Below are 21,357 nucleotides of genomic sequence, written 5' to 3'. Positions count from 1 at the left end.
CGCCGAAGGCATGGGAGGGTGAGGGGGTACGCCGTCGGCGGCCTGCCCCCCACCTTCCTTCCCGTCATTCCCGCCACAAGGGCGGGAATGACGGGAGCTTAGGGGACGCTATTCCCCCAGCCGGTAGGCGCACAGCTTGTTGCCGTCCAAATCCCGGAAGTACGCGAAATAGGCCTTGGGCATCCGCTCGCCCGGCTGGCCCTCGCACTTGCCGCCCAGCTCGATGGCCTTGGCGTGGAAGGCGTCGACCTCCTCGCGGGTCTCGAAGTCGAAACCGCCCATCATGCCGTTGCCGATGCAGGCCGGATTGCCGTCATACGGCCCCAGCACCCCGAACATGCCCACGCCCTTGCCGCGATAGAGCCGCCCGCCGGACGGGTGCTCGAACAACGGCTTCATGCCGATCGAGCCCAGCAGGGCGTCGTAGAAGGCCTTGGCCTCCTCCAGCCGGTTCGAACCGACGGTCATGTAACTGATCTTCGCCATGGCGAGGCCTCCCGTTTTCTTATGAAACGGACGGTGGCGCGGGGCGGCGGCGGGCGTCAAGGGGTGTGGCCTGGGTGGCGGTTTTCCCTGCTCCTCAGCCAACAGAATCTCGCCTCCCTCGCCCTCGTGGCGAGGCCCCATGTCGGCCGCTGCTCAGACGGTGAACAGGCTCGAAAGGTCTGAGCAGGCTGAGCGATGGATCCCCGGCACAAGGCCGGGGAAGGCAAACTCTTTGGGGCTTTGGAAACCGCGCCCCTACCCGAAATACCCCCGCGCGACCTCGACCTCGGCCAGCCGCCAGACGCCCGCCGCGCCCAGCAGCACACGGCGCATCTCGATCTCGAAGATCGTCCGCGCGACGTCACGATCGACCAGGTCGCGCACGGCAGCCTCGAACGGCGCATCCGGCGCGATCGCCTGGTGCACGGCCGAGTTCATGACCGCCAGATCCACTGCCGCCTCCAGCGAGGCGAAGGCCGCGGCGACCGCCTCCGACCGCTCGAACCACGTCGCGCAGCCGGAAAAGTCGATCGCCTCCCAAAGGGTCAACATACGGTCGAAGAGGTCGTCGAAGCGCTCCTCGCGCAGCAGGCCCGCCGGACCGCCCCGGCTCACTGACCCGCGCCGGTCCCCAGCACCTTCTCCAGGAACTGGGTCTCGACCTCGCGGCGGCGGTCGTTGTTGACCTTCTTGAGGAAGCCGTGGCCCTCGTCCTTGAACTGCACGTACCAGGTCTCCACGCCCTTCTCGCGCAGCTTCTCGACCACCTGGTCGGACTCCGACTTGGGCACCCGCGGATCGTTCCAGCCCTGCATGACCAGCATCGGCTTGGTGATCCTGGAAACGTTGTTCAGCGGCGAGATGGTCTCGAAGGCCTTCAGCATCTTCGGGTCGCGCTCGTCACCGTATTCGACGCGGCGCAGATCCCGGCGATAGGCCTCGGTGTTCTTCAGGAACGAGACGAAGTTAGAGATGCCGTAGCGCTCGACCCCGCCGGCCAAGCGGTCGGAATAGTGGGTCATCACCGCCAGCGACATGTAGCCGCCGTAGGACTGTCCGTAGACCACCACGCGGCTGGGATCGAGGTCCGGCTGGGTCTTGATCCAGTCCAGCAGCGCGCCGATGTCCTTGACCGAATCCTCGCGCTTCTCGGCGTTGTCGAGATCGAGATAGGTCTTGCCGTAGCCCGACGAGCCGCGGACGTTGGTGACGATCACCGCCGCGCCGAGCTCCGCCACCGTGTGCTGGTGGAAGGCGTTGAACACCGGCCGCGACTGGCCTTCCGGACCGCCGTGGATGTCGATGATCACCGGGGCCTTCGCGCCCGCCGCCAGCTTGGGCTTGTAGACGAAGGCCGGGATCGAACGCTTGTCGAACGACGGAAAGCGCACAAGCGTCGGCGCGACCAGGGCCGCGGGATCGAGACCGCCGAGCTCCGAAGCCGTCCAGCGGGTCACCTGGCCGCTGGCGACATCCAGGCTCCAGGCGTCGCTCGAGGTGGTGGGCGTGGCCAGGGAGAAGCCGATCTTCGAACCGTCGCCCGAGAAGGCCAGGTTCGACACCACCCCGCCCGGCAGCTCCGGCTGCGGCAGGGCGCGGCGGGTGCGGAAGTCCTGCACCACCAGTTTCGAATAGCCGTCCTCGTTGACGACGTAGGCCAGCACGCGGCCGTCGCCCGACAGCTTGAAGTCCTCGACGTCCCAGGGCCGCTCGCCCGAGACCAGGGCCTTCTTGCCGCTGGCCAGGTCGAACTCGACCAGACGCATGAAGTCCGAGCCCTCGTCCGACAGCATCAGCACCGACTTGCCGCCGGGCGTGAACACGCCGCCGTCATAGGCGACCTTGCCCTTGGTCGGGTTCAGTTCGGTGGTCTTGCCGGTCGCCACGTCGAGCAGCCAGCGCTTGCTCTGCCCGATCGAGAAATAGCGGCCCAGCAGCACGGTCTTGCCGTCGGGCGAGACGTCGATCGGCGAGACCTGGCCCTCGCCCTGGAAGATCACCCGGCGGCCGCCCGGCGCGGCCGGATCGCGCAGCACGATGTCATAATTGGCCGAGCCCTTGGTCGCCCGGCTCCAGACCAGAACCTTGCCGTCGCCCGACCAGGCCGGCGACTGGTTGCGGGTACCGGGCTCTGTCAGCTGGGTCTCGCGGCCCGAAGCGTCGCGCACGAACAGCTGGAACCACTCGTCGCCGCCGGTGTCCTTGGAGAAAAGGATCTCACCCGTGGGCAAGGTGTGGACGCCGCTGACCGGCTCGTCATGGAAGGTCAGCTGGCTGCGGTCGGCGCCGGGGCCGGCGACCTTGTGGATCTGGTTGGTGTTGCCAAAGCGCGTGACGATCAGCATGCCGCCGTCGGCCGCCCAGTCCTGGAAGGCCGCGCTACGAGCGTTCTGATAGCGCGCCAGGCTCTCGCGGATCGACGGATCGGCGACCGGCACGTTCTCGAGAATCTGATTGCCGATCTCGCGGCGCTCGACGGGCTGGGTTTGGGCCAGCACCGGTCCGCCGGCCAGGATCAGGGCGGCGACCGAGGCGCCGAGCAGGGACTTCATCAAAACAGCTATCCTCAAAGCAAAACGGGCGCCCCTGGGGGCGCCCGTTCATGTTCAGAACCGCGCGATCAGACCCGCAGCGGCATCAGCACGTACTTCACGCCCGGATCGACCGGGTCGACCACCAGGGTGGGCGAGGCAGGGTCGGCGAAGCGGAACTCGGCCTGCGGGCCGGCGATCTGGCCGCAGACGTCGAGCAGGTAGCGGGCGTTGAAGCCGATCTCGAAGGGCTCTCCGTCGTAGTCGACCTCGACCTCTTCCACGGCCTGGCCGGCTTCCATGTTGCGAACGGTCAGGGTGATGCGGCCCGGCTCGATGGCCAGCTTCACCGAACGGCTCTTCTCGGCCGAGATGGTGGCCACCCGGTCGACGGCCTTGGCGAAGAGGTCGTTGTCCAGCGTCAGGATCTTGGCGTTGTCCTTGGGGATCACGCGCATGTAGTCGGGGAACGAGCCGTCGATGACCTTGGAGGTCAGGGCGGCGCGGCCGAACTCGAAGCGGACCTTCTGGGGCGAGACCTGCAGGTCGATCGACTCGCCGGCGTCTTCCAGCAGGCGGCGGGCCTCGGCGATGGTCTTGCGCGGCACGATCACGCCGGGCAGGCCGGCGGAGCCTTCCGGCGCCGGCATCTCGGCCAGGGCCAGGCGGTGGCCGTCGGTGGCCACGGCGCGCAGCTTGGTCTCGCCGCCCTCGTTGACCGTGTGCAGGTAGAGGCCGTTCAGATAGTAGCGGGTCTCTTCGGTCGAGATCGCGAAGCGCGTCTTGTCGATCAGGCGCATCAGCTCGTTGACGTCGACGGCGATGCGGCCCGACAGGCCCTCGTTGCTCATCACCGGGAAGTCGCCGGCCGGCAGCACCGGCAGGTTGAAGCGCGAGCGGCCGGTCTGGATGACCAGGCGCGGATCGTCGCCCGAGAAGTTCAGCGAAACGTCCGAACCGTCCGGCAGCTTGCGGACGATCTCGTACAGGGTGTGGGCCGGCGCGGTGATCTGGCCGGGCACGTCGATCTGGGCCAGGCCCTCGTCGATGATCTCCATGTCGAGATCGGTGGCCGAGAACGAGAGCGTGTCGCCATCCGCCGACAGCAGGATGTTGGACAGGATCGGGATCGTGTTGCGTCGCTCGACGACGCTCTGCACGTGACCCAGCGCCTTCAGCAGCGCCGCCCGCTCGATGGTAAGCTTCATTTCTCGGTCCAGGCTGGACGCGGAACCGTCGTCGTCAAGAGAATCCCCCCGAGCGCCCGCCCCGTCGTCAATGGACCACGGACATTAGCGCAATCCCTGCCTCTGGGAAGAGCCTGCAAGGCCTTTGGCGCAAGCCATGGCTGTGGATCACGGGGGTGGATGTTGAAAACCTGTCCTCTTGATCGGTTTCAGCGATAGCTTATATTGATAATCAATCGCAACTAAGGCCGAAAGCCATGCGCCTCGCCCTGAAGACCGCCACCTACGCCACCATGCACCTGACCGTGGCCATCGCCGTCGCCTACGCCCTGACCCGCGACTGGCGCGTCGCGCTCGCTGTCGGGATCGTCGAACCGATGGTCCAGACCGTGGCCTTCAACCTGCATGAGCGGGTGTGGAGCAAGGTCGGGAAAGAGAAGGCTGCGGCGTGAGCCAAATCCGATTTTCTTTGTCATCCCGGCCGTAGCGAAGCGGAGCGCCGGGACCTCCCACGGTTCAAAAACTGCAAGCGTGGGAGATCCCGGCTCTAAGGCGCTGCGCGCCTTCGGCCGGGATGACAATGAGGGGATGGCGCTCAGTCCCTCCGCATCCAGGTCAATGTCCCCGGATCCCCTGGCGCCAGGAAGTCCGCTTCGGCCTCCCAGGGAAACCGCTCCTCGCCCATCAATCCCGGCCACAGATCTTTCCAGTCCGAATTGCGCGCCTCGATCAGGTCGACCTTCCACGCCCGTAGCCATCGCTTGAGTCGCTTTTCGCGATCGATCGCGTCGCGCACGTCGTCGAAACCCTCGAACCAGACGAGGCGACGGCAGTTGTAGCGCTTGGTGAAGCCGTCCTTGTCGCCGGTACGATGCTGCAGGACACGGGTCGGAAGGTCCGAGGTCACGCCCACATAGATCATGCCGCGTTTGCGGTTCGACATTATGTAGACGAAATAGACCACCTCAATCATGGGTTGATATTTACCCATGAAAGGCCGGTTGTCATGGCTGGCGTGGGAGGTCCCGGCGCTTCGCTGCGCTACGGCCGGGATGACAATCGGAGAGGCATATGAAAAAGGCCCCCTCCTTTCGGAGAGGGCCTCTTCATCAAGCCTTGGTGTCGAACGACCCGCCCGACTCTTCACCCGAAGCAGCGTACGGGTTCGCGGCCGCGGCGGCCGGTTCGGCCGGGGCCGGGCCGGTGGAGCCCTTGGCGGCCACGGCGACCATGGCCGGGCGCACGAGGCGGCCCAGCAGTTCGTAGCCGACCTGCAGCACCTGGATGACGCCGCCGGCGGCGACTTCGTCCGAGGGCTGCTCCATCACCGCCTGGTGCAGGTGGGGATCGAACTTCTCGCCCTTGGTCGGGTCGACCTTCTTGAGGCCGTTGCGCTCGAAGGCCGCCTGCAGCTCCTTCTCGGTCATCTCCACGCCGACGATGAAGTTCTTCACCGCCGCGTCCTGCGAATCACGCGGGCTGGCCGCCGTGGCGCGCGACAGGTTGTCGGCCGCGCCCAGCAGGTCGCGGGCGAACTTCTGGATGGCGTAGGCGCGGGCGTCGTTCATCTCGCGCTCGGCGCGGCGCTTGACGTTCTCGGCCTCGGCCGCATAGCGCAGCGCCTGGTCCTTCATCGCCGCGATCTCGGCCTTCAGGGCCTCGATTTCCTGGGCGGCGTCCTCGGCTTCGAAAGCGACGTCTTCGGCCGGCGTCTGCTCGTCGGTCATTTCCAAACAGTCCTCATCCATCGATCATCCGGCCGAGCACGCGGGCGGTATAGTCCACCAGCGGGATCACCCGGGCATAGTTCAAACGCGTGGGGCCGATCACGCCGATCGCGCCCAGCACCTTCTGTCGCCCCGTCATATAGGGCGCCGCGATCACGGAGGAACCCGAAAGCGAAAAGAGTCGCGTCTCGGCCCCGATGAAGATGCGCACGCCCTCGGCGTCGCGGACGTCGTCGAGCAGGCCGATCAGCTGGCCCTTCTGCTCCAGGTCGTCGAACAGCTGGCGCACGCGCTCCAGGTCCTCGCGGGCCCCGCCCTCGGCCAGCAGGTTGGCGCGGCCGCGCACGATCAGGGCCCGCTCGGCCCCCTCCCCGCCGCCCCAGGCGGCCAGGCCGTCCTCCACGAGGCGCGCGGCGGTCTCGTCCAGCTGGCGGCGAGCCGTCTCCAGCTCGGCGCGGATCTCGTCCTTGGCCTCGGTCAGGGTGCGGCCGCGCAGGCGGGCGTTCAGGAAGTTCGACGCCTCCTGGAAGGCCGAGGGCGTCAGCCCCGCCCCGCCGCGCATCAGCCGGTTCTCGACCGTGCCGTCCTCGAACACCATCACCGCCAGGGTCTGGCCGCCGCCCAGGGAGACGAACTCCACGTGCTTGACCCCGCCTTCGCGCACCGGCGTGACGACGATGCCGGCCCCGCCGGCCAGGCCCGACAGGATGGCCGAGGCCTCGTTCAGCGCCTCCTCGAAGGTGCGGCCCTTGGCGTAGAGGCGGCTTTCGATCTCGCGCCGCTCGTCCTCGCCGACGTCGCCGACCTCCAGAAAGCCGTCGACGAACATCCGCAGGCCCGCGTGGGTGGGCATCCGCCCGGCGCTGGTGTGGGGGCTGTCCAGCAGACCCAGCTGCGCCAGGTCCTGCATGGTGTTGCGGATCGAGGCCGGCGACAGCTGGATCCCGCCGCGCGACAGCGTGCGCGAGCCCACCGGCTCGCCGGTCTCCAGATAGGCCTCTACGACCCGGCGAAAGATGTCGCGGGCGCGGGCGTCCAGCTCGGTCAGGCCGGGCGTCCGAGCGATCGGTCCCGGAAAAAGCTGCGTCATGGCCCTTCGAGATAGGAACTGGCGGACAAAAAATCGAGCGGGGACTTGGAGGTTCCCGTCCGGGGGAGGATAAGCGGCGCCTTCAACCACGACTAGCCCCCGCCAACCAGACCGGAGTTTCCGCATGCGTCCGTCCGAACGCGCCCCCGACCAACTGCGCGCCGTCACGCTGGAAACCGGCGTCAACCGCTACGCCGAGGGCTCGTGCCTGATCGGCTTTGGCCACACCAAGGTGCTGGTCACCGCCACGGTCGAGGAGAACGTCCCCGGCTGGATGCGCAACAAGGGCGCCGGCTGGGTCACGGCCGAATACGGCATGCTGCCCCGCGCCACCCACACCCGCGGCCGCCGCGAGGCCGCCGCCGGCAAGCAGACCGGCCGCACGCAGGAAATCCAACGCCTGATCGGCCGCTCCCTGCGCGCCGTCGTCGACCTCAAGGCTCTGGGCGAGCGCCAGATCAGCCTCGACTGCGACGTCATCCAGGCCGACGGCGGCACCCGCACCGCCGCCATCACCGGCGCCTGGGTCGCCCTGCGCCTGGCCACCAACTACCTGCTGGAAGAGGGCGTGCTGAAGGCCGACCCGATCCTGGGCCAGGTGGCCGCCATCTCTTGCGGCGTGTTCAAGGACACCCCGGTGCTCGACCTCGACTACGAGGAAGACAGCAACGCCGAGGCCGACGGCAACTTCGTGCTGACCGGCGGCGGCGACATCGTCGAGATCCAGGCCACCGGCGAAAAGCGCGGCTTCACCCGCGGCGAGTTCGACACCCTGTTCGGCCTGGCCGAAAAGGGCGTCGGCGAGCTGTTCGCCTTCCAGCGCGCCGCGATCGGCAAGTAAGGGCCAAGCCCCGCCCCCGCCCTCGCGGCGGGGGCTACCGCCAGCGATCCACCGTCCAGGCCATCGGCCTGGCCGGCATCGGCGCCTTGCAGGCCACGGCGCCCACGGCCTTGCCGTTCAGGCTCAGGACCAGTTCGCCCTGGGCCGCGCAGACGGGTCCCGCCGCATCGAAGGCCGCATGGACGTCGGTCATGATGTCGTGGCCGGCGACGGCGTCGATGGCCGGATCGCCGTTCAACGCGCCGCACCGATCGCCGGTGTCCAGCTTCAGGGCCTTGGGATCGCCGCCGTAATAGCCGCGATCGCCTTTGCAGACCTGATCCAGCACGTGCATCACCAGGGCCTGGCGTTCGGCCTCGCCCGAGCGCGTCGGCGTGATCTTCGCGCCCATCGCCTCCATCGCGCTGGTCAGGCGGCTCCAGCGGTCCGGCCCGCCCGGCTGCATCAGCAGATTCAGCGGCTCGTCGGCGACGCTGTCCGATAGTCCCGCCAGGGCGAGCAATCCGGCGCTGTCGTACTGCCCGCCGTTTCGCCCCGCCTCGGCGAAAAGCGTTCGCCAAAGATCGAAGACGTCGCGCGATCCGTTCGACGTCCGGCGCACCCGCAGGTCGGCGATCCATTCCACCAGCACGCCGCAGTCGTAGACGCCGCCGCCGCGCCGTGGCGGATCGGCGGCCAGACCCTTGGCCTTCAGGGTGTTGGCGCAGCCGGTCAGCCGGCCGGCCAGGGCCTTGCCGACCTCGGCTTCGCTCATGGCGCCGGCCTCCCGAGCCGCCAGCAGGGCGGCGTACTCGGCCATGCCCTCGTGCAGCCAGGCTTCCCGGGCTCCGTCCCGCGACCTGAAGGTGCGGCTGTTCCAGAAATGGAAGAACTCGTGATTGACGAAGCCGACGGCGCGATCGGCGTCGCCGGCGTCCATCTGGCCGGCCTTGGGGCCGAAGAAGCGCAGCGAGGCCACTGGTCCCGCCGTGGTGTCGCCCTGCCAGCCGGGATTGAAGGTCGGGACCAGGGCGATCATGACCGTCGGCTTGCCGCCGAGCTCCACGCCGAGACGCCTCGTATAGTAGGCGGCGGCCTGGCTGGCGGCCTTGGCGACGGCGTCACGCATGATCGCCGGGGTCTCGGGTCCGGCCACGAAGGTCGCCGGCCCGGCGGTGATGGCGCCGGCCGGACCGGCATAGACATAGCCGTCCAGCGCAATGCGGTCGCCCGCGCCCGCCGGCGCCGTCGCCCAGCCTTTCGGCGACACGACATGACCCTCCACGACGCCTTCGGCCGCCTTGAAGTAGGGCCCGTAGATCTGCCAGCCGCCGCCGATCGCGGTCAGGGCCGGATAGCGCCGGTCACGCGGCTGACTGTCGGGCGTGACCAGGACCGAAAAGGTCGAGAAGGCCCCGCCGTCCGCCCGCGACACCACGCCCTCGGCCAGCACGACGCCGGGCGTCTGGAGACGCCAAGTGTCGCCCCGAACGTCCTCGACGGGCTCTTCCAGCGCGAACCGCGTCACGGGGTCCGGCAGGATGAAGGTCGCCTCGACGCCCCTGGCGTTCGGCTTCAGTTCGAGCCGCACCGGCTCGGCGGCTTGCGCCCTGGCCGCGATCAAGACGATCGCCGCCACCAGAACACCCACACCCCTACGCATCACGACGCCTGATCCCCCAACGCCCCACGAAGGTCGATCACTACCACCCACACGGGATCGCGCACGTACCAAACACGCGACGCCGGCGATGTCGGCCAGGGACGCCCCCCGGCCGAGCGCGCTTCAGTCCCGCCAGAACCAGACCTCGAATTCGACGCCGTCCTCGACCGTCATCGACCCGTAGTTCTCCCTGGCCTGCTCGGCCGCGGCGTCGGCTCGCGCCGGGAGATCGCCCGCCATCCGGTCCAGGTCGTCGCTCTCGATGTGGAAGCCCCAGTCGGCTCTTGGCGTCCAACCGCTGTCGCACGTCGCATCGATGGTCGAAACCGACAGGCCGCGCGATCGGCCAAGCTCGATCAGCGCCATCATCCGCTCGAACGACAGGGCGCCGGAGCCCTTCGCGGTGAGCGCGGCGGCGATGGCGGTCTCCAGGTCAGCCGTGAGCATGACCATCCCCTACCGCGCCGCCACCACGGTGATCTCCACGGCATAGCCCGGATCGGCCAGCCGCGCCTCGACCGTCGTGCGGGCCGGCGGGTTTTCGGGATCGACCCAGGCGTCCCAAGCCGTGTTCATGGCGCCGATCTGGCCGATGTCGGCCAGGTGGATGGTCGCGCTGACCAGGCGGGACTTGTCGGTTCCGGCCTGGGCCAAAGTGTCGTCGATCTGGGCCAGCACTTCGCGCGTCTGGTCCAGCACCGAGCCGCCAGCGGTCTCCTCGGCGACATGACCCGACAGGAACACCAAGCCGCCCGCGGCGACGGCGTCGCTCCACCGCCTGGCCTTGCCGATACGCTCGATCATGTCCGGGTCTCCTGAAATCGTCACGGCGGCAAGACCGCCTGCGGGCGGCGCCGTCAAGCCACGCCCGCGAAATACCGATCCCACATGGTGTTGCGGAAGAGGCCGCCCGGATCCAGCCGGCGCTTCTCGGCCACGAACCGCGACAGCCCCGGATAGGCCCGCGCCAGCTGGTCGGGCCGGGCGTGCAGGCGGTAGGGCAGGTAGAACGAGCCGCCGTTCGCCAGGGCCGCGTCGATCAGGGCCTGGGTGACCGGCTTCATCGCCGCGTCGGCCTTAAGCGTCCTGGCCTGCGAGAACGACATCACCGCCGCCACCCGGTCGGTCGGGGCGAAGGCCATGACGCTGGTCCGGTCGGCCGCCACATAGCGCAGCGTCACGTTCAGCAAATCCAGGCCCGACTTCGGAATGATGTCGCGGCAGGCGGCCAGGAAGCCCTCCAGCCGCTCGGGCGGCAGGAAGTATTCGTGCAGGATGTCGGTGCGGCGGCGGTCGCGGTCGGCCAGTTCGTCGACCGACGAGTTGATCAGGGCGTTGCGGGTGAAGACCTTGTCCTCAAGACCAGGCTTGAGCACCGTCTCGGCGTACCAGCGCAGGTTCTTCCAGACCTCCGAACCGATCTGGGCGCGGTAGAGTTCGCGCACCACCCCGGCCATCGGATCGCCCTTGCCCGACAGGCGCTCGGGGTCGCCGTCCACCCGCCGGAACACCGTCATCATCGCCTCTTCGAAGAAATCGCGCCGCGACACCGACAGACGCCCATACCCCATGACCACGCCCGGTTCGTGCAGGGCCTTGGCGAAGCGCGGCCCGAACCCGGCGGCCGGCATCGTCTCGTAGCTGGGCTTGAGACGGACGTTGGGGACCATCTCGACCTCGAGGTCGACGATCACCCCGAACAGGCCGTAGCCGCCCATGGCCAGGGCGAACAGGTCCGGCTCGACCTCGCGCGAGCAGCGCACCAGCTGGCCGTCGGCCGTCAGCAGGGTGATCGCCCGCACGGTCGAGCCCATCGGACCCAGCGGCGCGGCCCAGCCGTGGACGTTGACGCTGAAGGCGCCGCCCAGAGTGAAGTCGTTGTTGGCCTGGGTGACCTTGGGCGCGAAGCCCAGCGGGTCAAGCGTGGCGATGACGTCGCGCCAGCGGGCGCCGGCGTGGGCGCGATAGGTCAGGCTGGCCGCATCCGCAGCGCAGCCGCCGCGGTCGTAGGTGATGGCCGCGCCGTCCCGCGCCAGGCTCTGACCGCCCATCGAATGGCGCGCGCCGCCGACGCAGACCGGACGGCCCGCCGCGGCGGCGTCCTTCAGCTCCCGCCGCAGCGCCTCGACCAGGCCGCCGTCGATCGTCGGCCGCACGTGGCGGGCCACCGGCGTGGCGTCCAGCCCGCTGACGTCGTCGAGCAGCAGCGGATCGGGCGCGGCAGGCGCGGCCAGCGCGGGCGTCGCCAGAACGGCCGCCCCCGCCATGACCCCGCCCACGGCCTCCCGTCGAGAAACGGCCTTCGACATGCTGATCGCCCCCGCGTCACAACCTGGCGATCCTAGCCGCCAGGTTGTGAAGGTCGATAGCTCGCGCCTATGGCCAAGTTTGGGCGCGGGTCAGCCCAGCGCCTGCGTCGTCCAGTCCACGATCTGCGACGCGCTCATCAGGCCGGCCTGGCGGGCGACCACCGCGTTGTCGCGGAACAGGATCAGGGCCGGGATGCCGCTGACGCCCAGGGCCGAGGCCGGCGCGGGATGGGCCTCGGAATTCAGCTTCAGCAGGCGCACGCGGGGCTCCAGCTTGCCGGCGGCGGCCGCGTAGTTGGGCGCCATAGACCGGCACGGCCCGCACCACGGGGCCCAGACGTCGAGCAGCACGGCCGCCCCTTGCGTCAGGCGGCGGTGGCGATCGAGGCCGGCGGCGTCGACCTCGATGGGCGTCGCCGTGAACAGGGCGCTCTTGCAGCGGCCGCACTTGCCGGCGCCGGGGTCGCGATCTTCGGGCAAGCGGTTGGCCGCTCCGCAGGATGGACAGACGATTTGCATGGCCAGCAGGTGTGGCGCGGAAGCCCGTCCTGCAAGGGCGCCTTTAGGGCGGATCGGCATCCACCCGCCCGAGCTCATTTTTTCACCGAGCATCCCCGCGAAGGCGGGGACCCAAGCCGAGGTCGGGATCGATCCACGGTCGCGCCTCATCCTGAAAATCAGCTTGGGTCCCCGCCTTCGCGGGGAAACACGGATTTGAAGATCGCGAACAGCTGAACGCCGATCCCCCTAATCCTCGTCGTGGCCTTCGCCCGGCCCGTGCTCGAAGGTCATCAGGTCGCCCGGCTGGCAGTTCAGTTCGCGGCACAGGGCGTCCAGCGTCGAAAAGCGGATGGCCCGCGCCTTGCCGGTCTTCAGGATCGACAGGTTGGCGATGGTCACCCCGACGCGGTCGGACAGCTCGGTCAGCGACATGCGGCGCTCCAGCAGCACGCGGTCGAGATTGACGCGGATGGACATGGCGAGACGAACTCCGCGCTCAGATGGTCAGTTCGGCTTCGCGACGAAGGCGGGCGCCCTCGCGGAACACCTCGGCCAGGACGAACACCACCAGCACCGAGAACCAGGCGTTGAGGGTGAAGGAGCCGTCGACGACCTTCTCGCCGTCGATCAGCACCCGGGTCAGGGCGGCGAACACATAGCGCCCGACCTCCAGGGCCGCCAGTATGCCGCCAACCACCCGCAGGCGGCGCACGTTCTCGGGGTGGAACGGGTCGCCCAGGGTCATGGTGGCGAAGATCTTGCGCAGCCGCTCGACGATGGCCATCCAGCCGCCCGACATCAGCGCCCAGCCGGCCAGGGCGGCGGCCGATCCCGGACCGTTCTTGGCCAGGGGCTCGGCCAGTTCGCTGGGCAGGATCGAGGTCAGCAGGTCGGTGTTGAAGCTCAGCAGCAGCACCAGGATGGTCACCAGGGCCAGCAGGCTGACCCAAATCCACAGCACGTAGTAGCTGACGTCGAGAATGATCTTCAGGAAGCTCGATACCGAGCCCGGCCCCAAGGCGCGCATGGGCTTTTGTCCCCACCTATGCTCTGGCGACTCGCCCCGGGGACGGTCGCCGGATTGAAGTCTAGAGCGAGTGGGCGAGGAACGTCACGGCCGAGATCGGCAGGCCCGCGATCAGCGCCACGGTCGCCAGGCGGAAGGCCGAGGTTTCCAGCAGGCTGAACAGGCGGGGCATCGTCATCGGTCGGTTCCAGGCGGGGGGACGGAGAAGCCTTTCTCCGATGTCGCCAGGATCGCCGATCGGTGGCCAGCCAGCAATGTCGCTTATCGATAAACGATATTAAACTTTCGCAATGATCGGGCCTTGCGGCGAGGGTCCGCCAGGGGTCTAACGGGCGGTCTTTTGTCGAGGAGCCGCGCGATGACCCTGAAACTGATCAACGGCCAGAAGATCGTCGCCGCCACCCACAATCCGGGCAAGGCCAAGGAGCTGGCCGCCCTGCTCGACGGCCGTTTCGAGGTGCTGGCCGCCGGCGCGCTCGGCCTGCCCGAGCCGGACGAGACCGAGACCACCTTCGTCGGCAACGCCCTGCTCAAGGCCCGCCACGCCGCCGACCTGTCGGGCGAGGTGTCGCTGGCCGACGACTCGGGCCTGTCGGTCGCCGCGCTGGACGGCGCGCCCGGCATCTATTCGGCCCGCTGGGCCGGCCCGACCAAGGATTTCGCCCTGGCCATGGACAAGGTCGCCGAGCGCATCGAGGAGAAGGGCTCCGACGACCTGTCGGCCTGGTTCACCTGCGCGCTCGCGGTGGCCTGGCCCAACGGCGGCCCGGCCGTGGTGGTGCAGGGCGAGGTGCACGGGACCCTGGTGTTCCCGCCGCGCGGCGACAAGGGCTTCGGCTACGACCCGATCTTCATCCCCACCGGCCACGACCTGACCTTCGGCGAGATGGAGCCGGCCGCCAAGGACGCCATGAGCCACCGCGCCGTGGCCTTCGAGAAGCTGAAGGCGGCGCTGTTTGAGTGACGGCCTCGCCCCTCTAGGCCTCCCCCCTCTGGGCCTTTACGTCCACTGGCCCTACTGCGCCCGCATCTGCCCCTATTGCGACTTCAACGTCGTGCGTGACCGGGGTCGGACGGACGAGCAGGCGGCTTTGGCTGAGGCGATCGTCGCCGACATGACCGCCCAGCGCACCCTGACCGGACCGCGCCGCCTGCTGTCGATCTTCTTCGGCGGCGGCACGCCCTCGCTGATGGATCCGGCCGCCGTCGCCCGCGTCATCGCGACCGCCAAGGCCCTCTGGAGCCCGGCCGACGACCTGGAGATCAGCCTCGAGGCCAATCCCACCGACGCCGAGGCCGGCCGCTTCGAGGCCTTGGCTGACGCTGGCGTGGCGCGGCTGTCGCTGGGCGTCCAGGCGCTGGACGACGCCTCGCTGAAGCTCTTGGGCCGCAACCACGACGCCGGCTCGGCCCGCCGCGCCGTCGCCACGGCCGCTCGCCTCTTCCCGCGCCTGTCGGTCGACTTGATCTACGCTCGCCCCGGCCAGACCGACGCCGCCTGGCGCGAGGAGCTGGCCGAAATGCTGGCCTACGGACCCGAGCACGTCTCGCCCTACCAGCTGACCATCGAGGCCGGCACCGCCTTCGACCGCGCGGTGGGGCGCGGCAGGATCGTCCCGCCCGACGAGGACCTGGCCGCCCAGCTGTTCGAAACGACGCAGGAGGTGTTGGAGGCCGCCGGCTTCGACGCCTACGAGGTCTCCAACCACGCCCGGGGGCCGGCCGCCCGCTCGCGCCACAATCTCGTCTACTGGCGGGGCGTCGACTATGTCGGCGTCGGCCCCGGCGCCCACGGCCGCCTGACGTTGCCGTCGGGCAAGGTCGCCACCACCGCCCGCGCCAAGATCGCTGACTACATCGCCGCCGTGGCCCGCGACGGAACCGGTTTCGAGCGCGAGGACCTCTCCGCCGTCGAGGCCGCCGAGGAGCGCCTGCTGCTGGGCCTGCGCATCGACGACGGCGTGGCCTTTTCCGAAATGGCCGCCCTCGACCTTCGTCCGGACACGCCCAAGGTGAAATCGCTGGTCGAGTCCGGGCTTCTGGTCGATGACCCGATACGCCTGCGCGCCACGCGGCAGGGCCGGCTCGTGCTCGACCGGCTTACGGCCGTGCTGGCGACCTGATACCTATTCGCGACTGCTTCTCGGGGGCGAGCGCCCCGCACAAGGATAGTTCCGCGTCTTGAGCCGTCTGCTTCCCCCGCCCGTCCTGTCCGACGCCCCCCTCGCGCCCGGCCTCTATCTCGTGGCCACGCCGATCGGGAACCTGCGCGACATCACCCTGCGGGCGCTCGACGTGCTGGCCGCCTGCGACCTGCTGCTGGCCGAGGACACCCGCGTCACCGGCAAGCTGCTGTCGGCCTATTCCATCAAGACCAAGCTGGAGCGCCACGACGAACACGTGGCCGAGCGCGCCATCCCCGCCATCCTGGAGCGGCTGGAGGCCGGCGAGCGCGTGGCCCTGGTCTCGGACGCCGGCACGCCGATGGTCTCCGACCCCGGCTACCGCCTGGCCCGCGAGGCGATCGCGGCCGGCCATCCGGTGTTCCCGATCCCCGGCGCTTCCGCCGCCCTTGCGGCGCTCACCCTGGCCGGCCTGCCCACCGACCGCTTCCTGTTCGCCGGCTTCCCGCCGCCCAAGAGTGGCGCGCGCAAGACCTTCCTCGAGGAATTCGCCAACGTCCGCGCCACCCTGATCTTCTTCGAAGGCGCCTCGCGGGTGGACGACACCCTGGCCGACATGGCCGCCGTGTTCGGCGCCGATCGTCCGGGCGCGGTGTGCCGTGAACTGACCAAGCTCTACGAGACCTGCGTGCGCGGTCCGCTGGGCGAACTGGCCGTCGATCCCCGCTTCGAGGCCCCCAAGGGCGAGATCGTCATCCTCGTCGGCCCCGGCGAGGAGAAGGCCGCCAGCGCCGACGACGCCGAGGCCGCCTTGCGCGAGGCCATGACCCGCCTGCCCCTGGGCGAGGCCGCTTCAGAGGTCGCCAAGGCTCTGGGCCTGTCACGCAAGGACCTCTACCGCCAGGCCCTGGCCCTGAAGGAGGCCGGATGACGGCCGGCCCCTTCCGCGAGATCCGCAGTGCGCGCGGCGCGGCCGCCCGACGCTCCGGCCGCCGGGCCGAAGCGCTCGCCGCCGCCTGGCTGATGCTGAAGGGCTACCGCATTCTCGGCTTCCGCCTGGCCACCCGCGCGGGCGAGATCGACATCCTCGCGCAACGCGGACGCGTCTTGATCGTTGTCGAGGTCAAGAGCCGGACGAGCCTGGAGGCGGCGCTGGAAGCGGTGAGCTTCGAACAACGGATGCGCCTGCGTCGCGCGGGCGCGCTGGCCGCGGCCTCGCGCGCCGGGCTGAAGGGCATGGCCGTGCGCCTGGACCTCTTGGCCATGTCGCCCGGCCGCCCGCCTCGCCACGTGCCCGACGCCTGGCCCGATGACGGGAGGGGCTGGGCATGACCCGCGACGAAGCCGAGGAAATCCTCACCCGCGCCGGCGAGCACGACGACGACGGCTTCCCGTTGTTCGAGGCGGCCACGGCCTGCGCCGTGCACGACGATCCCGACCGCGACGAGCAACCGGCCCTCGACCTGGCCCGCTCGGCCGTCGAGCGCCTGAAGAACCGCCTGCAGTTGGAATCGCCCGAAGAGGCCATCGCCGAGACCATGGCCGGCGACCTGCGCCTGACCGGCGACCTGCTGACCTACGACCATCCAGACAACGCCGACGTCATCGCCATCGCCGAGCGCCGCAAGGGCCTGCCCGTGGCCCTGGGTGTGTTCTACATCCACGCCGCGCGGGAGGCGGGGCTGGAGGTGTTCGGCGTCGATTTCCCCGGCCACTTCCTGCTGCGCATCGAGACCGACGAGGGCCCGCTGGCGCTGGATCCGTTCAGCGAAGGCCGGGTGGTGCTGCCGTCGGAGCTGTCGCGCCGGGCCCTGCGCACCGGCCTGATGCCCGACGTCGCCGCGCGCCTCGACCAGCTGATGGCCCCGATCTCCGACCGCGCCGTGCTGATCCGCCTGCAGAACAACATCTTCGCCCGCGCCCAGCAGGCCCGCGACTGGGCTCGCGCCGAGCGCTCGGCCCTGCGCCGCGCTCTGCTCGACCCCACCGACCACCACCCCTGGCTCGACGTCGCCGCCGCCCGCGAAGGCCAGGGCGCCCTGGCCGGGGCGCTGCAGGCCCTGTCGCGCGCGCAGACCCTGGACGGCGGCGCGACGATCGCCGCCCGGGCGGCGCGGGAGCGGGTGCGGCTGCGGCTCAACTGATCCCTCTCCCCTTGCGGGAGAGGGTGGCCTCCGAAGGAGGTCGGGTGAGGGGTCGAAAGCCCGATCCGCCGCGACAAGCAGATCGGCTGGGTGAAAACGGGTCGTTCTGAGAGACCCCTCATCCGACGGCTTCGCCGCCACCTTCTCCCGCAAGGGGAGAAGGATCTCACGAGACCCCTCGCAATCGCGCAGCTTCGACTTAACTAGACACCAGCGCCGCGGAACCGTGTACCTGTGCGGCGTCCAGAAAGCCCCGGAGTCGTCATGTCGCTGAGAGTCGCCGTCCAGATGGATCCCGTCCTGGGGATCAACATCGACACCGACACCACCTTCCTGATGATGATGGAGGCCAAGAACCGCGGTCATAAGCTGTGGTTCTACACGCCAGACAAGCTTTCCCTGGAGGACGGCCGCGTCTTCGCCCGCGCCCAGCCGCTGGAGGTGTTCGCCGACAAGGGCGCGCACGCCAAGCTCGGCGAGACCGTCGTGCTCGACATGAAGGACGACGTCGACGTGGTGCTGATGCGCCAGGATCCGCCGTTCGACATGGCCTACATCACCGCGACCTACTTCCTCGAGAAGGTCCACCCCCACACCTTGGTGGTGAACAATCCGGCCGAGGTGCGCAACGCGCCCGAGAAGCTGTTCGTCACCGACTTCCCGGGCGTGCAGCCGCCGACCCTGATCACCTCCGACCACGAGGCGATCTACGACTTCCGCGCCCGCCACGGCGATATCGTCCTGAAGCCCCTCTACGGCGGCGGCGGCTCGGGCGTGGCCCGTCTGCTGGCGGACGATCCCAATCTCGACGCCCTGCTCGAACTGCACGCCATGATCAGCCGCGAGCAGGTCATCGCCCAGAAATTCGTTCCGGCCGTCAGCAAGGGCGACAAGCGCGTGCTGCTGGTCGACGGCGAGCCGGTCGGCGCCATCAACCGCGTCCCGGCCGCCGGCCAGGTGCGCTCGAACCTGCGCGTCGGCGGCCGCGCCGAGGCCGTCGAACTGACCGCCCGCGACAAGGAACTGTGCGCCATCATCGGCCCGGAACTGAAGAAGCGCGGCCTGCTGTTCGTCGGCATCGACGTGATCGGCGACTACCTGACCGAGATCAACGTCACCTCGCCCACCGGCGCGCAGCAGTTGAAGCGGTTCAGCGGAATCGACGCCGCCGCGATCCTCTGGGATCGGATCGAAGCCATCCGATCAACCTCTGCTTGAACAAGTAGCGCTAGTATACTGAATCGTCACACTTTCTCAAAACGTTCGATTTTTGTTCTTGCTCCGAACCGGTCCCCATGCTGGACTTGTGGATAACTAGGACAAAAACCGGGGGATCGGGATGGCGGCCAAGGTCGTCACGGTGGCGTTCGAGGGCGTCGAGGCGCGTCGCGTCGACGTCGAGGTGCAGCTGACCGGCGGTCAGGTCGCCTTCGCCGTCGTCGGCCTGGCCGACAAGGCCGTGGCCGAAAGCCGCGAGCGCGTGCGGGGCGCCTTCGCCGGTCTCGGGCTGTCGATGCCGGGCAAGCGCATCGTCGCCAACCTGGCCCCCGCCGACCTGCCCAAGGAGGGCACGCACTACGACCTGCCGATCGCCCTGGCGGTGCTGGCGGTGATGGGCGTGGTCCCGGCCGACGCGCTGGATGGCTGGGCGGCGATGGGCGAGCTGTCGCTCGACGGCCGCATCGTCGCCTGCGCCGGCGCCCTGCCCGCGGCCATGGCGGCCGGCGCCATGGACCTGGGCCTCATCTGCCCCGAGGCCTGCGGGCCGGAAGCCGCCTGGGCGGGCGGCACGCGGATCCTGGCCCCGCGCTCGCTGGTGGCCCTGATCAACCACTTCCGGGGCAGCCAGATCCTTTCCGCCCCCGCGCCCGGTCCGGTGGTCGAGGGCGAGCGGGCGAAAGACCTGCGCGACGTGAAGGGCCAGGAGCAGGGCAAGCGGGCGCTGGAGATCGCTGCGGCCGGCGGCCACAACCTGCTGTTCGTCGGCCCGCCCGGCTCGGGCAAGTCGATGCTGGCCCAGCGCCTGCCAGGCCTGCTGCCGCCGCTGACCTCGGGCGAACTGCTGGAAACCTCGATGGTCCATTCGGTGGCCGGGCTGATCGCCAAGGGCACGCTCACCCGCGCCCGGCCCTTCCGCAGCCCCCACCACAGCGCCAGCATGGCCGCCCTCACCGGCGGCGGGCTGAAGGCCAAGCCGGGCGAGGTGTCGCTGGCCCACAACGGCGTGCTGTTCCTCGACGAACTGCCCGAATTCGGCGTCCAGGCGCTCGACAGCCTGCGCGCGCCGCTGGAGACCGGCGAGGTGATGGTCGCCCGCGCCAACGCCCACATCCGCTATCCGGCCCGGGTGCAGCTGGTGGCGGCGATGAACCCCTGCCGCTGCGGCCACGGCGGGGCCGGGCGCGGCGCTTGCGGAAAAGCCCCACGCTGCCAGCGCGACTACCAGGGCCGGGTGTCGGGTCCGCTGATGGACCGCATCGACCTGGCCGTCGACATGCCCGCCGTCACCGCCGCCGACCTGGCCCTGCCGGCCTCCAGCGAAGGCTCGGCCGAGGTCGCCGCCCGCGTGGCCGCCGCGCGCCGGCTGCAAGCCGAGCGCGCCGAAGACGTCATGCCCGGCACGCCGGAGGTTCTGAACGGCCGCGCCGAGGGCGAACTGCTGGAGCGGATCTGCGCCCTCGACGAGCCCGGCCGCACCCTCTTGACCCGCGCCGCCGAAGCCGGCCGCCTCTCCGCCCGCGGCTGGACCCGCACCCTGCGCCTGGCCCGCACCATCGCCGACCTGGAAGGCGCGGCCTCGGTCAAACGCGTCCACATCGCCGAAGCCCTCGCCCACCGGCGGACAAGCACGGTGGGAGAGATGGAAACGATCTGACCCTCCCCCTCTGGGGGAGGTGTCGCGGAGCGACGGAGGGGGGCCGTTTTCAGCTTCCGAACAGCTGGCCGCTCTCCTCCCGATCCCTCTCCCCTTGCGGGAGAGGGTGGCCTCCGAAGGAGGTCGGGTGAGGGGTCTCTCGGAACTCAAAGCCGCGTGGAGCGGCCAGGCTGGGCGGAGCGTCTCCCGTCTGAGAAACCCCTCATCCGTCGGCCTTCGGCCGCCACCTTCTCCCGCAAGGGGAGAAGGATCGGGCTCAACGCACATCACTCACACGGTGAACGCGGAAAAGAGTCCAACCAACTCAACGCCCTACAACTTTATAACCCCAACTTATCCCCACCTTCTCGAGCCGCCCCATAATCAAACCCATCCCAGCCATGGGGAGGGCTCTTGGTACCGGCCCGAGTTAGCGGCTGTGGATCGCATCGAGCGGGGCCGCTTGGGGCGTCATGGGAAGGGCGGGTTTGCAGGATCGCTCAGAAGGCGTGATTGGGCCGCCAAGCCGTTCCGTGACGAAACGAGCGGGTCGACAGGGCCGGGATCGCTAAACCGGCCTAACAGGATCAGCCGAGGCCGCCGCCGGATCACCGCGGGGCTGTTGGTCCTGCCCGTCCGGGGGAAAGGCTGGGCCTTGGGTTGAAACAACACCCGCGCCTCTGGCCCCTCCGAGCCAATGATGCGGCGGAGCGGTCAGACGAAGCCGAAACGCTAAAACACATCACGGTCTCCGGGCTCCGCCCAGCCGCTCCGCGCCTCCCCATCAGCTTTCGTGAGTTTTCACGGGAGATCGCCTCTCCGTGCCCTCTCCCCTTGCGGGAGAGGGTGGCCTCCGAAGGAGGTCGGGTGAGGGGTCTCTCAAAACTCAACACCG

Annotated in this window: 22 protein-coding genes and 1 pseudogene; 9 read left to right on the top strand and 14 right to left on the bottom strand. The window is 69.4% G+C overall.

Translation table 11 applies throughout. The features are described from left to right. Positions 1-108: 108 nt before the first annotated feature. From AC07NS_RS08890 to dnaN, 4 genes are all read right to left on the bottom strand, one after another. A complete protein-coding gene (locus AC07NS_RS08890; RefSeq protein ID WP_494602762.1) occupies positions 109-486 on the bottom strand; it encodes a VOC family protein in 378 nt (125 codons plus the stop codon). Between the two features lie 255 nt (positions 487-741). Then, entirely contained in the window at positions 742-1,101 is a 360-nt protein-coding gene (locus tag AC07NS_RS08885) for a hypothetical protein (RefSeq protein WP_494602761.1), read from the bottom strand. Continuing rightward, entirely contained in the window at positions 1,098-3,038 is a 1,941-nt protein-coding gene (locus AC07NS_RS08880) for a S9 family peptidase (RefSeq protein WP_494602760.1), read from the bottom strand. Before AC07NS_RS08880 ends, AC07NS_RS08885 begins: the two co-directional genes overlap by 4 nt. 68 nt (positions 3,039-3,106) lie before the next feature. Next, positions 3,107-4,225 carry a DNA polymerase III subunit beta gene (gene dnaN / locus AC07NS_RS08875; RefSeq protein ID WP_494602759.1) on the bottom strand — a complete coding sequence of 373 codons (1,119 nt, stop codon included), beginning with the start codon at positions 4,223-4,225 and terminating at the stop codon, positions 3,107-3,109. 236 nt (positions 4,226-4,461) lie between these two features. On the opposite strand from dnaN, the pseudogene AC07NS_RS08870 reads away from it, so the two are divergent. Further along, positions 4,462-4,629, top strand: a pseudogene (locus AC07NS_RS08870) (DUF2061 domain-containing protein); the annotation flags it as partial. A 170-nt stretch (positions 4,630-4,799) separates the two neighbouring features. Here AC07NS_RS08870 and AC07NS_RS08865 read toward each other — a convergent pair. The 3 genes from AC07NS_RS08865 to hrcA all read right to left on the bottom strand — a co-directional run bounded on the left by AC07NS_RS08865 (position 4,800) and on the right by hrcA (position 7,021). Further along, positions 4,800-5,177 carry a GIY-YIG nuclease family protein gene (locus AC07NS_RS08865; RefSeq protein WP_494602758.1) on the bottom strand — a complete coding sequence of 126 codons (378 nt, stop codon included), beginning with the start codon at positions 5,175-5,177 and terminating at the stop codon, positions 4,800-4,802. Positions 5,178-5,313: 136 nt separating this feature from the next. Continuing rightward, the gene (grpE, locus tag AC07NS_RS08860; RefSeq protein WP_494602757.1) at positions 5,314-5,931 is read right to left on the bottom strand and encodes a nucleotide exchange factor GrpE; all 618 of its coding nucleotides are present in this window, start codon (positions 5,929-5,931) and stop codon (positions 5,314-5,316) included. 13 nt (positions 5,932-5,944) lie between these two features. After that, positions 5,945-7,021 (bottom strand): heat-inducible transcriptional repressor HrcA, encoded by a 1,077-nt coding sequence (gene hrcA, locus AC07NS_RS08855; RefSeq protein ID WP_110120421.1) that lies wholly within the window; start codon positions 7,019-7,021, stop codon positions 5,945-5,947. 124 nt (positions 7,022-7,145) lie between these two features. Between hrcA and rph the strand changes: the two genes are divergently transcribed. Next, positions 7,146-7,862, top strand: a complete 717-nt coding sequence (rph, locus tag AC07NS_RS08850; protein ID WP_058348955.1) for a ribonuclease PH — start codon at positions 7,146-7,148, stop codon at positions 7,860-7,862. 34 nt (positions 7,863-7,896) lie between these two features. Here the strand turns inward: rph and AC07NS_RS08845 are convergent, their stop codons facing one another. The 7 genes from AC07NS_RS08845 to AC07NS_RS08815 form a co-directional block, all read right to left on the bottom strand. Beyond that, positions 7,897-9,504 carry a M61 family metallopeptidase gene (locus AC07NS_RS08845; RefSeq protein ID WP_494602756.1) on the bottom strand — a complete coding sequence of 536 codons (1,608 nt, stop codon included), beginning with the start codon at positions 9,502-9,504 and terminating at the stop codon, positions 7,897-7,899. Between the two features lie 123 nt (positions 9,505-9,627). Next, positions 9,628-9,951: a hypothetical protein gene (locus AC07NS_RS08840; RefSeq protein ID WP_494602755.1), complete on the bottom strand. Its 324-nt coding sequence runs from the start codon at positions 9,949-9,951 to the stop codon at positions 9,628-9,630. Between the two features lie 9 nt (positions 9,952-9,960). Next, positions 9,961-10,308, bottom strand: a complete 348-nt coding sequence (locus AC07NS_RS08835; protein ID WP_494602754.1) for a RidA family protein — start codon at positions 10,306-10,308, stop codon at positions 9,961-9,963. A 53-nt stretch (positions 10,309-10,361) separates the two neighbouring features. Beyond that, a complete protein-coding gene (locus AC07NS_RS08830) occupies positions 10,362-11,813 on the bottom strand; it encodes an FAD-binding oxidoreductase (RefSeq protein ID WP_494602753.1) in 1,452 nt (483 codons plus the stop codon). Between the two features lie 90 nt (positions 11,814-11,903). Beyond that, positions 11,904-12,332 (bottom strand): thioredoxin domain-containing protein, encoded by a 429-nt coding sequence (locus tag AC07NS_RS08825; RefSeq protein WP_494602845.1) that lies wholly within the window; start codon positions 12,330-12,332, stop codon positions 11,904-11,906. Between the two features lie 228 nt (positions 12,333-12,560). Then, a complete protein-coding gene (locus tag AC07NS_RS08820) occupies positions 12,561-12,791 on the bottom strand; it encodes a helix-turn-helix domain-containing protein (protein WP_110120425.1) in 231 nt (76 codons plus the stop codon). A 19-nt stretch (positions 12,792-12,810) separates the two neighbouring features. Next, a complete protein-coding gene (locus AC07NS_RS08815; RefSeq protein ID WP_110120426.1) occupies positions 12,811-13,341 on the bottom strand; it encodes a DUF2975 domain-containing protein in 531 nt (176 codons plus the stop codon). 358 nt (positions 13,342-13,699) lie between these two features. Between AC07NS_RS08815 and rdgB the strand changes: the two genes are divergently transcribed. From rdgB to AC07NS_RS08780, 7 genes are all read left to right on the top strand, one after another. Further along, entirely contained in the window at positions 13,700-14,305 is a 606-nt protein-coding gene (gene rdgB, locus AC07NS_RS08810; RefSeq protein ID WP_494602752.1) for an RdgB/HAM1 family non-canonical purine NTP pyrophosphatase, read from the top strand. 28 nt (positions 14,306-14,333) lie between these two features. Further along, positions 14,334-15,464: a radical SAM family heme chaperone HemW gene (gene hemW / locus AC07NS_RS08805; protein ID WP_494602844.1), complete on the top strand. Its 1,131-nt coding sequence runs from the start codon at positions 14,334-14,336 to the stop codon at positions 15,462-15,464. 58 nt (positions 15,465-15,522) lie between these two features. Further along, a complete protein-coding gene (gene rsmI / locus AC07NS_RS08800; protein ID WP_487290655.1) occupies positions 15,523-16,395 on the top strand; it encodes a 16S rRNA (cytidine(1402)-2'-O)-methyltransferase in 873 nt (290 codons plus the stop codon). After that, positions 16,392-16,796 (top strand): YraN family protein, encoded by a 405-nt coding sequence (locus AC07NS_RS08795; RefSeq protein WP_494602751.1) that lies wholly within the window; start codon positions 16,392-16,394, stop codon positions 16,794-16,796. Before rsmI ends, AC07NS_RS08795 begins: the two co-directional genes overlap by 4 nt. After that, positions 16,793-17,608, top strand: coding sequence for a SirB1 family protein (locus AC07NS_RS08790; protein WP_494602750.1), 816 nt, complete (start codon positions 16,793-16,795; stop codon positions 17,606-17,608). The genes AC07NS_RS08795 and AC07NS_RS08790 overlap by 4 nt, the downstream gene beginning before the upstream one ends. Before the next feature lie 264 nt (positions 17,609-17,872). Beyond that, positions 17,873-18,826, top strand: coding sequence for a glutathione synthase (gene gshB, locus AC07NS_RS08785; protein ID WP_494602749.1), 954 nt, complete (start codon positions 17,873-17,875; stop codon positions 18,824-18,826). 121 nt (positions 18,827-18,947) lie between these two features. Next, on the top strand, positions 18,948-20,483 hold the full coding sequence (locus AC07NS_RS08780; protein ID WP_494602748.1) for a YifB family Mg chelatase-like AAA ATPase: 1,536 nt from the start codon (positions 18,948-18,950) through the stop codon (positions 20,481-20,483). Positions 20,484-21,357: the final 874 nt, after the last annotated feature.

This window comes from Caulobacter sp. GW821-FHT10A10, assembly GCF_059415745.1.
Note: the sequence above shows the minus strand (reverse complement) of the source record. Positions and strands in the feature narration are given on the sequence as shown.